General features: G+C 37.0%; 11 protein-coding genes and 1 tRNA gene. 5 read left to right on the top strand and 7 right to left on the bottom strand.

All coding sequences use genetic code 11. The features are described from left to right. Positions 1-166: 166 nt before the first annotated feature. The gene (locus CHRYMOREF3P_RS09795; protein ID WP_180564509.1) at positions 167-1,606 is read left to right on the top strand and encodes an alpha-amylase; all 1,440 of its coding nucleotides are present in this window, start codon (positions 167-169) and stop codon (positions 1,604-1,606) included. 195 nt (positions 1,607-1,801) lie between these two features. Here the strand turns inward: CHRYMOREF3P_RS09795 and CHRYMOREF3P_RS09790 are convergent, their stop codons facing one another. Together CHRYMOREF3P_RS09790 and CHRYMOREF3P_RS09785 are read right to left on the bottom strand one after the other, a co-directional pair. Next, the gene (locus CHRYMOREF3P_RS09790) at positions 1,802-2,212 is read right to left on the bottom strand and encodes a thiol-disulfide oxidoreductase DCC family protein (RefSeq protein ID WP_180564508.1); all 411 of its coding nucleotides are present in this window, start codon (positions 2,210-2,212) and stop codon (positions 1,802-1,804) included. A 4-nt stretch (positions 2,213-2,216) separates the two neighbouring features. Next, on the bottom strand, positions 2,217-2,684 hold the full coding sequence (locus tag CHRYMOREF3P_RS09785) for a heme-binding domain-containing protein (RefSeq protein WP_077419096.1): 468 nt from the start codon (positions 2,682-2,684) through the stop codon (positions 2,217-2,219). Positions 2,685-3,146: 462 nt separating this feature from the next. Between CHRYMOREF3P_RS09785 and katG the strand changes: the two genes are divergently transcribed. Beyond that, entirely contained in the window at positions 3,147-5,426 is a 2,280-nt protein-coding gene (katG, locus tag CHRYMOREF3P_RS09780) for a catalase/peroxidase HPI (protein WP_180564507.1), read from the top strand. A 90-nt stretch (positions 5,427-5,516) separates the two neighbouring features. Here the strand turns inward: katG and CHRYMOREF3P_RS09775 are convergent, their stop codons facing one another. Both CHRYMOREF3P_RS09775 and CHRYMOREF3P_RS09770 read right to left on the bottom strand, forming a co-directional pair. Then, positions 5,517-5,765: a hypothetical protein gene (locus CHRYMOREF3P_RS09775; RefSeq protein WP_198424133.1), complete on the bottom strand. Its 249-nt coding sequence runs from the start codon at positions 5,763-5,765 to the stop codon at positions 5,517-5,519. A gap of 143 nt (positions 5,766-5,908) precedes the next feature. Next, positions 5,909-5,979, bottom strand: a tRNA-Gln gene (locus CHRYMOREF3P_RS09770). A gap of 374 nt (positions 5,980-6,353) precedes the next feature. Here CHRYMOREF3P_RS09770 and der point away from each other — a divergent pair. Further along, positions 6,354-7,664: a ribosome biogenesis GTPase Der gene (der, locus tag CHRYMOREF3P_RS09765; RefSeq protein WP_077419113.1), complete on the top strand. Its 1,311-nt coding sequence runs from the start codon at positions 6,354-6,356 to the stop codon at positions 7,662-7,664. A 162-nt stretch (positions 7,665-7,826) separates the two neighbouring features. Beyond that, positions 7,827-8,477, top strand: a complete 651-nt coding sequence (upp, locus tag CHRYMOREF3P_RS09760; protein WP_180564506.1) for a uracil phosphoribosyltransferase — start codon at positions 7,827-7,829, stop codon at positions 8,475-8,477. A gap of 1 nt (position 8,478) precedes the next feature. Here upp and CHRYMOREF3P_RS09755 read toward each other — a convergent pair whose 3' ends face one another. From CHRYMOREF3P_RS09755 to CHRYMOREF3P_RS09745, 3 genes are all read right to left on the bottom strand, one after another. Next, positions 8,479-9,165, bottom strand: a complete 687-nt coding sequence (locus CHRYMOREF3P_RS09755) for an alpha/beta fold hydrolase (protein WP_180564505.1) — start codon at positions 9,163-9,165, stop codon at positions 8,479-8,481. 120 nt (positions 9,166-9,285) lie between these two features. Further along, positions 9,286-9,939: a ComF family protein gene (locus CHRYMOREF3P_RS09750; protein ID WP_180564504.1), complete on the bottom strand. Its 654-nt coding sequence runs from the start codon at positions 9,937-9,939 to the stop codon at positions 9,286-9,288. A 472-nt stretch (positions 9,940-10,411) separates the two neighbouring features. Continuing rightward, positions 10,412-11,890 (bottom strand): helix-turn-helix domain-containing protein, encoded by a 1,479-nt coding sequence (locus CHRYMOREF3P_RS09745; RefSeq protein ID WP_180564503.1) that lies wholly within the window; start codon positions 11,888-11,890, stop codon positions 10,412-10,414. A gap of 126 nt (positions 11,891-12,016) precedes the next feature. On the opposite strand from CHRYMOREF3P_RS09745, the gene aceB reads away from it, so the two are divergent. Continuing rightward, positions 12,017-13,591, top strand: a complete 1,575-nt coding sequence (gene aceB / locus CHRYMOREF3P_RS09740) for a malate synthase A (protein WP_180564502.1) — start codon at positions 12,017-12,019, stop codon at positions 13,589-13,591. The last annotated feature ends 106 nt before the right edge of the window (positions 13,592-13,697 follow it).

The raw sequence follows: 13,697 nt of genomic DNA, 5'->3' as shown, positions 1-13,697 counted from the left end.
AAAGAAAAATTGTTTCGAGAATCTGAAAAATTTATGATTTTTTAATGAAAATTTTAAATGGCTTTCTTCTTGATTTATTATTAAAAATTAAAATATTTCCCATTCGTTTGAATTTGTTTTCAATAAAATTGTATCTTGTTTAATAGATTGATAATTAATTATTACGATGAAAAAAACATATTTTTTCCTTTCCCTATTGGCTTTAGCACTGGTTAACTCTTGTCAGAACAGGGATGAATTGATTACGGAGACTTCCGGGCAGGAAGAAGTTCATAACAAAACTGTGAATGTCACTCATCATGACGGCCGCCCTTTCAGTACCGGAAATGATTCCGGATCTATGCAGGGGAAGTTTATAGCAGGACCAGGTGGAGGAGTTTTGATGCAGGGCTTTTACTGGGATGTTCCTGAAGGGGGAAACTGGTGGAACACTGTTAAAGATAAATTAACTGCATGGTCCGATGCCGGAATTGGTGCCGTATGGCTTCCTCCAGCTTCAAAAGCGCAGAACGGAGCTTACTCTATGGGATATGATCCTACAGATTATTATGATTTTGGAAATTTTAATCAAAATGGAAGCGTGGAAACCCGTTTCGGATCAAGAACAGAACTTGAAGCACTGATTACAAAAGCGCACGCAGAAAGTATGCAGGTGTACGCAGATATTGTGATCAATCATAATAGTGGCGGACAATCCGAAGCCAATCCTTTTACAGGAACGAATACCTGGACTGATTTTTCAGGCGTTGCTTCCGGAAAATTTCAGAGAAACTACAATGATTTTTATAAAAATGCTTACGGAAACAATGATGAAGGAGCTTTTGGTGGATTTCCCGATCTGTCTCATGCCAACCCTCATGTGCAGGACTGGCTTTGGGGTAGAGACGATTCTGTTGCCAAATATTATAAGAATGTGATGAAATTTGATGGCTGGAGGTTCGATTACGTTAAAGGTTTCGGTCCTTGGGTTGTCAATACCTGGAATTCCAATGTAGGTGGATTTTCTGTTGGTGAACTATGGGATTCCAACGTAAATACATTGGAATGGTGGGCCAATAATGCGAACAGCTCTGTATTTGATTTTGCAGCTTATTATAAAATGGACGAGGCATTTGACAACGGAAATTTGAATGTTCTGAATGATGATATGATGTGGAAAAGAAATCCATACAAAGCAGTCACTTTTGTAGCCAATCACGACACAGATATTATTAACAATAAAATGCCGGCCTATGCCTATATTTTGACTCATGAAGGATATCCAACCATTTTTTACAGAGATTATGAAGAATGGCTGAACAAAGAAAGACTAAATAACCTGATCTGGATTCATAACAATAAAGCTACCGGAACAACTTCTATTCTGTATACCGATAATGATGAATATATCGCAAGACGAAACGGATATAATGGAAATCCCGGGCTGGTTGTTTATATCAATACATCATCAAACTGGCAGGAAAGATGGGTAGAAACCAATTGGAGCAGCCAGCAGATCAAAGATTTCACCGGACACTCAGGCTGGTATCCTACAACTCAGGGAGATAAATGGGTGAAAATTCAATGCCCGCCAAACTCTTATTCTGTGTGGTCACTGAATTTATAAGTGATAAGTAATAAGTGATAAGTAATAAGCGGGTGATAGAATTATTTTTATAATCAATCCCAGTTTGTTTACTTATCCATCAAGTTTGTCATTCCGTAGGAATCTCCGCAACACATCATTTTAATGTTAGGTTGTCCGGTTTTTCTTACGGAATGGTATTTTATATAATCTGAAGGAAATTGTATATAAGAGAAACTACACCTGAATAAACTTTTTCTTCTGATGCTGATCCGGTAAATAACACTTCTGATTGGCAAGTTTCATCCTGTTTCTGGAAATAGTATCATATACTTTGTCGCTTAAAAAAGCAGGTATAATTTTTCCAATAAAGGAAAGTTTATAAACTCCTCCCAATAAGTTAGCGATTTCCAGTACTGCCCTTGATTTGATTTGATAATACCGTCCGGGCTTCCATAGATACAGGGTATTGAATATATTAGTTTCCAGGCCTCTTTCGGATAAAAATTGTTGCCCGAAATCAGATTGTAGAGAAGCAAACATGAATTGGTCTTTCTTGTCACGCTCCAAAATCCACTGTACCCAGAAATTACAGACTCCGCAATCTCCGTCAAAAAACACAATATGTTTATTTTCCCAGTTTTCCACGACTTTATTTATTAAACATGATTCTTCTTTCGGTATCTTCTTTTACTTTTTTAAAGTATTGGATAAGTTCTGCACGCTGTTCATCCGAGAGTTTGGCATTCTGATGTCCTAAATAATAAGACTCAAGCGGCATTTCTTTTTTTTCAACCATTTCTATAGATTCCTCCAGTTTATGAAGCTGTCTTTTAGGTTCATATACTGCAAAGGTAGAAAAATTAAGATGTTTCCTGCCTTCATTAATATGATTTTTTACCCACCATGAAGCCGGGGAAATATTGGTATACCATGGATATGCTGTTTCATTGGAATGACAGTCGTAACAAGAAGTTCTGATGGTACGGGCAATTTTTTCCGGAGTGTTTTTGATCTTAAGAAAATCCATGCCGGGTGTAGGAGGCGGATTTGTTTTGTCAATAGGAAAAAACTGAATGATGATAAAAGCAACAAGAATGATAACAATTATTTTTTTCATAGCAGGTGTTTCATGTTTGGTAATGATAAAGGTAGTTAATTTATTTTTAGTGAGATAAAATCGGAAGCTTTAAGAGTGAGGTTGGAGGTGCTTTTAGAAGTTCTTGAAATAGCTCGTTTTTTTCAATTTTTATAAATATTAATCAAATATTTTCCGGCAATCATCAAACTTTCCTCTTCAAGCTTCCTTTCTTCCTTTTTCCATAAAATTCTTACGTTGAGTAATTCTAAATTGAGCCCTATACTGCTGTTTTTATTTAAGTTAATCTGAAAAATGATTAACTTAATACCACAATTTAGTCTTAATTCTCATGCAGTCGGAAATACATGTTTATAGTTTTTGACTATCGTTGAAATAAAAATTAATAGATTGTATTTATTACCCAAACGTTGTAGGTTTGTCATATTCTTATAACAGAGAATTTAAACTGTATTAATCAATATAAAAATAAAATAAACGACAATGGAAAACGATTTGAATGACATCAGTAAATGCCCGTTTCATAACGGAACAATGAAGAAGAGTGTAGCAGGCGGTGGAACCCAAAATTCTGATTGGTGGCCGGATCAGCTTAGAGTAGATCTTCTGCGCCAGCATTCCTCCCTTTCAGATCCTATGGACAAAGATTTTGACTATGCCAAAGCATTCGAAAGCCTGGATCTGGAGGCCGTAAAAAAAGATCTTCATGCATTAATGACAGATTCTCAAGACTGGTGGCCGGCAGATTTTGGTCATTATGGTCCTTTATTTATCCGTATGGCCTGGCACAGCGCAGGTACCTATCGGGTAGGAGATGGTAGAGGCGGAGCAGGGGCTGGCCAACAGCGTTTCGCACCCTTAAACAGCTGGCCGGATAATGTAAGCCTTGATAAAGCGAGAAGATTATTATGGCCGATTAAGCAGAAATATGGCAGAAATATCTCCTGGGCAGACCTTTTGATTCTTACCGGAAATATTGCCCTTGAATCAATGGGCTTCAAAACATTTGGATTTGCAGGAGGACGTGCCGATGTTTGGGAACCGGATTCCGATGTATATTGGGGATCAGAAAAGACGTGGCTGGGAGGTGACTTACGTTATGCCCACGGTTCAGAAGGAGTTGTAGAAGGACATTCAGCAGTTCTTCCTACTGATGATAATGCAGACGGAGATATTCATTCAAGAAACCTTGAAAATCCATTGGCAGCCGTACAAATGGGACTTATTTATGTAAACCCTGAAGGTCCGGACGGAAATCCAGATCCTATTGCTGCCGCTAAAGATATCCGTGATACTTTCGGCCGTATGGCAATGAACGATGAAGAAACGGTTGCTTTGATCGCCGGAGGACATACTTTTGGTAAAACCCACGGGGCTGGTCCTGCAGATCATGTTGGCAAAGAACCTGAAGGAGCAGGAATTGAACAGCAGGGATTAGGATGGTCAAGCAGCTATAAATCCGGAAGTGGTAAAGACGCTATTTCCAGTGGCCTGGAAGTGACCTGGACAGAAACGCCGACTCAATGGAGTAATTATTTCTTTAAAAACCTTTTTGAAAATGAATGGGAATTGACAAAAAGTCCTGCCGGAGCTCACCAATGGGTAGCAAAGGATGGTGCTGATATTATTCCTGATGCATTCGATTCTTCTAAAAAGCATAAACCAACAATGCTTACAACGGACCTTTCATTGAGACTGGACCCTGCTTATGAAAAAATTTCTAGACATTTTTACGAAAATCCTGATGCATTTGCCGATGCCTTTTCAAGAGCATGGTTTAAGCTTACACACAGAGATATGGGACCGCGTGCCCGTTATTTGGGACCAGATGTACCACAGGAAGAACTGATCTGGCAGGATCCTATTCCGGAAGTGAATCATGAACTGGTTGACGGAAATGATGTGGAAGCATTAAAATCAAAAGTTTTAAATTCAGGATTAAGCAATGCTGAACTGATATCTACAGCCTGGGCTTCTGCTTCTACTTTCAGAGGAAGTGATAAGCGTGGGGGTGCCAATGGAGCCAGAATAAGATTGGAACCTCAAAGAAACTGGGAAGTGAATAATCCTTCACAGCTGAATAAAGTATTAGGAGTATTGGAAGGAATCCAGAAAGAATTCAACGATTCTCAAAACGGAGGTAAGAAAATCTCTTTAGCTGATCTTATTGTTCTGGCAGGTAATGCTGCGGTTGAAGTTGCTGCAAGAAATGCAGGACAGGATGTGAAAGTTCCATTTGCTCCGGGAAGAATGGATGCTTCTCAGGAACAAACCGATGTAGAATCTATGGGATATCTAGAGCCTATTGCCGATGGATTCCGTAATTACCTGAAAAGAAGATTTACCGTATCTACAGAATCTTTACTAATAGATAAAGCCCAACTGTTAAGTCTTACAGCTCCGGAACTTACTGTATTAGTAGGAGGTATGCGTACTTTGGATACCAACTTTGACGGTTCAAAACATGGTGTATTTACCAGCCGTCCGGGAGTTCTTACCAATGATTTCTTCGTGAATCTTTTGGATATGGGAACTCAATGGAAAGCTATGTCAGACGATCAGCAGCTTTATATGGGAAGTGATCGTTCAACCGGCCAGCCAAAATGGACCGCAACCCGAGCTGATCTTGTTTTCGGATCCAATTCCGAATTGAGAGCGATTGCTGAGGTATACGGAAGTGCCGATGCACAAGGTAAATTTGTAAAAGACTTTGTGGCAGCATGGACAAAAGTGATGAATCTGGATAGGTTTGATCTGGTTTAATCTTTTTTAATCATATAAAATAACAGGCTGTCTTGAAAAGGCAGCCTGTTATTTTATATTGTTGACTATGAAGGTCAGGAGAAACTTTATTTATTGGTTTCTTTTTAATTTAATAATTTCTTCTACTAACAGTGGAATTACGTTTCTTGCCATAGCAATGAAATCCTGATCTTCAGGTTTTATTGAAATGAATTCTATATCATAGTCTCTCTTTTCTTCTCCAGTCATTATAAAACTGGATCCGGAATTGAAATCTCTGCCTTCAATATATGATGTCCATGGAGATGGGGTAGCGTTATTACATACTTCCATGATGTTTTTTAATTCTGATTCTGTCATTTTACTCAGTTTTATTCGGATTTTTTGAGTGCTGGATTAAAAAAATAGGTCTGTTCTGTCGTTATTCGTGATCGGGATTACAATTTAAGAATTTGTCATAAAGATATAAAAAACAAAAACCATCCTTAAAAAAGGATGGTTTGTAGACCCACAGGGATTCGAACCCCGACTGACGGTACCAAAAACCGGAGTGCTACCGTTACACTATAGGTCTGTTTCTATGTTGCGAAATTATAGAATTTATTTTAAATATGAAAATCAAAATTAAAGATTAATTAACATAATACATGGGCAATTGCTTTATGTATTGATTGCCAAATAATTATTTTCTGATAAAAATCTTCAAAAAAATATGCTTTAGCCTGAAATAGGAGACTCACAGATGTTGTCAGTTCAATTTTAATCTTAACGAACATGATATTTTATCCGGTGAATAGCAACTTCCAGCCTTCTTCTTCCAGCTCCCATCCTTAAAAGCCTCGTTAAATAATAAAATCTTATCTTTGCAAAAAATTGGGCTCCAAAAGTTGGAGTAACCCATTAATAACATGTCCTGAGCATAAGCAGAAGGATTATTAAACATTTTTTATGTCAAATATTGTCGCAATCGTTGGACGTCCCAACGTAGGAAAATCCACGCTTTTTAATCGTTTATTAGAAAGAAGAGAAGCTATTGTAGATTCTACAGCCGGTGTTACCAGAGACCGTCACTACGGAAAATCAGACTGGAACGGGGTAGATTTTACTGTAATTGATACCGGAGGTTATGATGTAGGTACAGATGATATCTTTGAAGAAGAAATCCGTAAGCAGGTACAATTGGCTGTAGAAGAGGCTACTTCCATTATCTTTATGATGAACGTGGAAGAGGGACTTACTGATACAGATTACGAAATTTACAGTTTATTAAGAAGATCCAATAAACCGATTTATATCGTTATCAATAAAGTAGATTCTGCAAAAGAAGAACTTCCGGCAACAGAATTCTACCAGTTAGGAATTGATAAATATTACACTCTTTCTTCTGCTACCGGTTCAGGAACAGGAGAAATCTTAGACGATATCGTTAGAGACTTTCCAACAACAGAATATAAAGATCCTTTCGAAGGATTACCTAAAATCACTATTGCAGGCCGTCCAAACGTAGGAAAATCTACAATGACAAATGCTTTATTGGATGTTGAAAGAAATATCGTAACGGATATTGCAGGAACTACAAGAGACAGTATCCAGACTTTATATAACAAATTCGGACATGAATTTGTATTGGTAGATACTGCAGGGATGAGAAGGAAATCTAAGGTAAACGAAGATCTTGAATTCTATTCTGTAATGAGATCTATCCGTTCTATCGAGTATTCTGACGTAGTAATCATTATGGTGGATGCTACACAAGGATGGGAATCTCAGGATATGAACATCTTCGGACTGGCTCAGAAAAACAGAAAAGGAATTGTAATCCTTGTGAATAAATGGGATTTGATTGAAGACAAGCAGACCAATACAATGCGTGATTTTGAACAATCAATCAAAGATAAAATCGGTCAGTTCCAGGATATTCCAATCCTATTTGTTTCAGCTTTAACGAAGCAGAGAATCTTAAAGGCTGTAGAAGTAGCCATGGAGGTTTATGAAGACCGTAAGAAGAAAATTAAAACTTCAAAACTGAATGAAGTAATGCTTCCAATCTTCGAAAATACGCCACCACCTGCATTGAAAGGGAAGTATATTAAAATCAAATATTGTGTTCAGCTTCCTACGCCGTCACCACAGTTTGTGTTTTTCTGTAACCTTCCACAGTATGTGAAAGAACCTTATAAAAGATTTACTGAAAATCAGTTGAGAAAACAATTCGGATTTACCGGAGTTCCGATTGAAGTATATTTCAGACAAAAATAATAAGAACAAGTGTTCATTGGAAACTCCGGCAAGCGAAGCTTGCCGGAGTTTTTTATAAAATCAGATCAGAGTTTCTCATTTAGCCCAATCTTTCAATTCGTTTTTTAGTTGTAATTTTGTAGGAATTAATGTCAATTAACTGAAATTAAAAATAAAATTTTCATGCTTACTATTTTATCGCAAAACTTTTCTCTTGTCAATGAATGGATTAACGAACTTAGAAACGTTAATGTTCAGCATGACCGAATGAGATTCAGAAGAAATATGGAAAGAATCGGGGAGATTGCCGCTTTTGAAATCAGTAAAGGTCTGGAGTACAGAGAAGTTGAAATTCAAACTCCTTTAGATACAATTAAAAGCAGGGAAATTGCTGTACAGCCTGTTATTACAACCATTTTAAGAGCGGGAGTTCCATTGTTTGAAGGAATTCTGAACTATCTCGACAGAGCCGACTGCGGTTTTGTAGCTGCCTACAGAAAACATGATGCCAACGATTATTTCTCAATCAAGCAGGATTATCTGACTTGCCCAAGCATCGAAGGCAGACCTTTGATTGTAGCAGACCCAATGCTGGCAACAGGAGCTTCTTTAATTGAAGCAATCAAAGACCTGTTAACCAATGGAAATCCAACCCAGCTTCATATTGTTGCAGCCATTGCATCAAAACAAGGCGTTGAAACCATTCAGAATGCCTATCCTGAAGCTCACATCTGGGTAGGAGCTATTGATGAAGAGTTAACATCAAAAGGTTATATTACTCCTGGTTTAGGAGATGCCGGAGATCTTAGTTACGGAGAAAAACTTCAAAGATAATTTAAGAAAGATTCCAGAAATCTTTTATTAAGTTCAACAATAGACTTGGTCGTACTTTATCCAGTGGATGTTTTGTGTCTGGAAGTACGGCCAATTTTGCATTGGGAAGACTTCTGTAAACCCTGGAGCTTTCTTCGAGAGTTACCATATTATCTTTATCTCCTACCATGATTTGAATGGGAATATTAATCGTCGCAAGATTATTTTCCAACGGAGGATTTTTACCTAAATCAATCATCAAATCAGCAATAGCAGGAAGAAGCTGCTTCCATTTTGATCCGTGTTGTGATTCTAAAACCTGAGCATATTGTGGAATTTTCTCAAGAATGACATCAGGACTAAGCATTTTACTTTCTTTTAAAGCCTGCTCCTCAGTCCAGTCAAACTTTGTTCCCAGCGTTATAATAGAATTTACATTTTCAGGATTCTTCATCGCGTAACAGAGTGCCGCATAACCACCCATACTGTGCCCGAAAATAGATACATCTGTCAAATTATTTGCTTCACAATATTCTGATAGCTCCTGAGTATACTTTTCAATACTAATACCCTCTGCCGGAAGTTCCAGATCTCCATGTCCTGAAAACAAAGGAGTGTGTACTGTAAAATAGTGAGATATAGTTTTCAGATAAGGCGTGAAAATGTCGCTGTGACCTAAAGCTCCGTGTAATAAAAGCAGATGTGGCATAGTGGTTTAGTTTCCGGAAAATTAAGAAAAAGATTTGAACGATGAAAATGTCGGGTGATTGAAAGGTTTTACATATTTGAATCTCGTATTCATAATAGATTTCCTGACTCATTTCTTATCTTAAACATCTATTGCTATTACTAATACACTCACTTTGTTATTTCCGGCATTTAAAATTTCCCATGCAACCGATGAAACGGTATTCCCTGTGGTAAAAACATCATCAATCAGAAGAATATGTTTTCCTGAAACCGATTGTGTGATAGAGAATGTGTTGACAGCTTCCAATCTGTGTTTCTTATCCTTTAAAGCCTGTGCCTTTGAATAATGATTTCTTTTGATTAATTGATGATCAAAGGGGATGTCATAAAATGCCGCTAAGGTTTCTGTGAATAAATGAAGCTGGTTGTATCCACGTTCCTTCATTTTTTTTGGATGAAGCGGTACACTTACCAAAAGATCAGGTTTCTCGTTCTTAAAGTCCAGGCGTTCTGTGGTCCAGTCTGCAAGGATCTTTCCAGCTTTTTCCCGGCCTTTGTATTTCAGCTCATGGATAATCTGCCGGCTTAAGCTCTCCTCTTCAAATTGCAGTAAAGCAAAGGTGTTTTCAATAGGAAAAAACAAACTGCATTTCTCCTTAATCGGATTATTTTCAAAATAGGAATAGTGGGTAAAATGGAGCTGGCTAAAACAAAGATCACATACCAAAAGTTCAGAATCAATGATTTTGTTGCAGTGGATACAACGGTTCGGAAACAATAAATCTACTATCATGACTGTGTTTTGTACTAAGATAGGAAATAAAGGTCAATTAAGTCAATGGTGAATTTTACTTCGTAAGTGAATTGAAGGTGAAAAAGTTCATAAACGAATATTTCATAGCAGTATTAAAAATTCACAAGTGAAGCGAATTGACGATTCACCATTCATCATTTAGTTTTGTATTGGTACTAATCAACTTTTGCTTTCCGAAGGTAATAGTGAATAATTATTAACGCTAATGTTCGGAATGTTTATTAATCTACATTATTTATTCGTAAAGGCATTTCATTAAGCAGATGGACAGACTTTTCTTTGCTGAGTGAAACGCCATAGCGCCCGAAAAAACTATAAAATATTATAAAAACTTTGCGAACTCTGCGTTTAAGATTTACGTATTATTCTTAGATTTAAAACATGTATTACGTATCTCAAAACATATTTAAAATTCGCAAGCGAAGCAGATTGACGATTCACCATTCATCCCTTAATTCTCAAACCTCTTCCTTATCTTCTCCACAGAACTTTTCATACTCAGGTTAAAATGTTCCTTTTCCAGCCTTACCGGAGGAGCCTGCCTCACTTCACAATCTGCAATACTGCACGATTCACAGGTAACTCCAACATTGATCGTTTTTAAAGAAGGAGATTTTATAAAGCTTATTTTTTTGATCGTTTGAGTATTCAATAAAATTCCCAAACAATAGCTTCTGTTGCTTCCGTCTGAAAAAGGGTTCTTTTGCGAAGTGGAAATGACAAGATAACTTATTCCCTGGTCTTTATAATGGGAGATCTGAGCATCCGTCAATGTTTCATTTTCTTTTAAATGATCAAGGTTTTTCACGGCAATCCACCGTCTGCAGTAATGCTCGTTGGTTGCATTGGCATGAGGAGCCTGCTGATGGTTCAGATGAAGTTCTTTTAAAATCTGAATCTTATCCGAATTTTTCTTTTTTACCAGACACAGATAAAACAAATCTTTAATTCCCATTTCAGCCGAAAGAATATTAGTCAGTCGGTAGTAGAACGTTTCAGGGGAACGGGTAAAACTGTTAATAAGATTTTCAAAATTTTCAGATTCCCATGTATTGTGCTGAAAAAATTCTGATGTCTTCTCAATGACAGGCTCTTTTGAAATTAATAAAGCCCCTGCAAAATAAGAAGCATAAAAGTTATTGAGAATTTCCTCAAAACTTCCAAAGTCAAGCCATGAATAGGTGTTTGGACGTATTTTTAGTTCCAGAACATTGAAGCCGATTTCTTTAGCGAGGATAAATGTTTTCTGATCCTTTTCCAGTTTTTGATTCAGTAGTAATAGTTTTTTCTCCGGAATAAAAAGCGAACGAAGGTTATCCAGCGTTCCATATTTTTCAAAATCTTCAGATTGAATCGTATAGCTGAATTTTTCTGTAAGAATTTTTTCCAGAATTTCAGACTTTAAATTTTTGCCGGGTTTTATCTGATTTTCCTGAGTAAACAGATTTACTTTTTCTTCAATTTCCGGAAAATAATTGTCATATAATTCCTGGAATGATCTTAATACGGCAAAATAAAATCTTTCTTTGCCAAGATTATAATTCTGGGAAATCTCAATCAGGGCATTGATGAAAGCCGTCACCTTTTTGGGAGCATCACTGATAATGCTGATAAGATTGTTTTTGTTGATTCCGAACAGCTCCAATGGTACTTCTTTGAAAAAATCAGACTGCAGAATTTCATTGAAAGGAGCCAGACTTTTATCGAGTTTGGTGGACACCAGATCATCAAACGTACAGCTCAGTGCTTCAGAAAGCTGGATGATCTTATCGTGTTTGGGATATTTTTTTCCGTTTTCAATTTCGTTAAGATAAGATTTTGATAATCCTGTCTTTACAGCAAGATCCTGCAGAGACCAGTTTTTCTTTTGTCTCTGCTGTTTCAGTTTTAACCCGAAAACTGTTTTGATAAAGTCACTTTCTGAATTCATTACTCAAATATAAATAATTAGATGCGATTATTCGCATAATAATTTTTGAATAAATTTAGCGAACGTTCGCTGTTTGTGAAAATTTTTATTTATGTTTGTAATATCAAATCACAAAATCAATATGTTATGGAAACCAAGACTCAATTAGAAATAAAAGCTCAGAAGCAGTTTGAAGCAGTTTTTACTCCAGATTTGATGGATTTTCTGATTGCACTTCATCAGAACTTCAATCATAAAAGACTGGAACTTTTAAAAGTAAGAAAAAATACCCAGCAGAATTTTGATCAAGGAAAGCTTCCTGAATTTTTAAAAGAAACAGAAGAAATCCGTAATGGGAATTGGGTATGTGCCTCTTTGCCGGAAGATTTGTCAGACAGAAGAGTAGAGATTACAGGACCTGTAGACCGCAAGATGATTATCAATGCATTAAATTCAGGGGCTTCTACGTTTATGGCAGATCTTGAAGACAGCAGCTCGCCGGTATGGGAAAACTGTATTCAGGGACAGATTAATCTTTCTGATGCTATTAACCGTACTATTGATTTTGTAAACGAAGCAGGAAAAACTTATAAGCTTAACGAAAAACCTGCAGTTTTACAGGTTCGTCCACGTGGTCTTCACCTTCCGGAGAAGCATATTGAAATCAATGGTGAAAAAGCTTCCGGTTCGCTGATTGATTTTGGACTGTATTTTTTCAGAAATGCAAAGTCGCTTTTAGAAAAGGGAAGTGGTCCTTACTTCTACCTTCCGAAACTGGAACATTATAAAGAAGCCCGTTGGTGGAATGAGGTTTTTGTCTTTGCCCAAAACTATCTGGGAATTCAGCAGGGAACAATTAAAGCCACAGTTTTGATCGAAACCATTACGGCTTCATTTCAGATTGATGAAATTTTATTTGAATTAAAAGAACATAGTGCAGGACTGAACTGCGGCAGATGGGATTATATTTTTTCCTATATCAAAAAATTCAGAAACCTTCCGGAGTTTATTGTACCGGACAGAGATCAGGTGACCATGACTTCTCCTTTTATGAGTGCCTATTCAAAAAGAGTCATCGAAATATGCCATAAGAGAAATGTACATGCTATCGGCGGAATGGCCGCTCAAATTCCTGTAAAAGACAATGATGAAGCCAATAATATTGCTTTTGAAAAGGTAAGAAGTGATAAAGAACGGGAAGTGAAAAATGGTCATGACGGAACCTGGGTAGCACATCCAGCCTTAGTTTCAGTAGCAAAAGAAATTTTTGACAAGCATATGCCTTCCAAAAATCAGATTGACAAGAAATTTGAATATCACATAACAGAAAGTAATCTGCTGGAAATTCCCAAAGGTGAGATTACCGAAAAAGGAGTCAGAAAAAATATCAACGTAGGAATTCTCTACCTCGAAAGCTGGCTGATGGGAACCGGTGCTGCTGCTATTTATAATCTGATGGAAGATGCTGCTACAGCAGAGATTTCAAGAACACAGATCTGGCAATGGCTGAAAAATGAAGCGGTGTTAAGTGATGACAGAACATTGACCCGAAGTATGATTTTACAGTGGGAAAGCGAAGAAATGGACAATATTGAAAAATATGTAGGCGAAACCCGTTTCAAAAACGGAAAATTCAACCTTGCCAAAGAACTTTTCAATGAGCTGATCTTCTCTGAGAATTTTGAAGAATTTCTAACCCTTAAAGCTTATCCTTTTATTTAGTGAAAATATTGGTTGCTGGTTTATAGTTGCTGGTTGAAAATCAGATCATCAATTAACAAACAACAATAGAACCAGCATCTAGCAACAAAATTACTTTCAAATCTAA

Source organism: Chryseobacterium sp. JV274 (assembly GCF_903969135.1).
Lineage (GTDB): Bacteria > Bacteroidota > Bacteroidia > Flavobacteriales > Weeksellaceae > Chryseobacterium.
The sequence above is the reverse complement of the archived record's forward strand: the minus strand, read 5'-3'. Positions and strand labels throughout refer to the sequence as shown.

Excerpts from the sequence above, each read along its gene's own strand:
- der (WP_077419113.1), top strand. The coding sequence starts at position 6,354 with ATGTCAAATATTGTCGCAATCGTTGGACGTCCCAACGTAGGAAAATCC.
- CHRYMOREF3P_RS09755 (WP_180564505.1), bottom strand. The coding sequence starts at position 9,165 with ATGCCACATCTGCTTTTATTACACGGAGCTTTAGGTCACAGCGACATT.
- CHRYMOREF3P_RS09745 (WP_180564503.1), bottom strand. The coding sequence starts at position 11,890 with ATGAATTCAGAAAGTGACTTTATCAAAACAGTTTTCGGGTTAAAACTG.
- CHRYMOREF3P_RS09795 (WP_180564509.1), top strand. The coding sequence starts at position 167 with ATGAAAAAAACATATTTTTTCCTTTCCCTATTGGCTTTAGCACTGGTT.
- katG (WP_180564507.1), top strand. The coding sequence starts at position 3,147 with ATGGAAAACGATTTGAATGACATCAGTAAATGCCCGTTTCATAACGGA.
- CHRYMOREF3P_RS09775 (WP_198424133.1), bottom strand. The coding sequence starts at position 5,765 with ATGACAGAATCAGAATTAAAAAACATCATGGAAGTATGTAATAACGCT.
- aceB (WP_180564502.1), top strand. The coding sequence starts at position 12,017 with ATGGAAACCAAGACTCAATTAGAAATAAAAGCTCAGAAGCAGTTTGAA.
- upp (WP_180564506.1), top strand. The coding sequence starts at position 7,827 with ATGCTTACTATTTTATCGCAAAACTTTTCTCTTGTCAATGAATGGATT.
- CHRYMOREF3P_RS09785 (WP_077419096.1), bottom strand. The coding sequence starts at position 2,684 with ATGAAAAAAATAATTGTTATCATTCTTGTTGCTTTTATCATCATTCAG.
- CHRYMOREF3P_RS09750 (WP_180564504.1), bottom strand. The coding sequence starts at position 9,939 with ATGATAGTAGATTTATTGTTTCCGAACCGTTGTATCCACTGCAACAAA.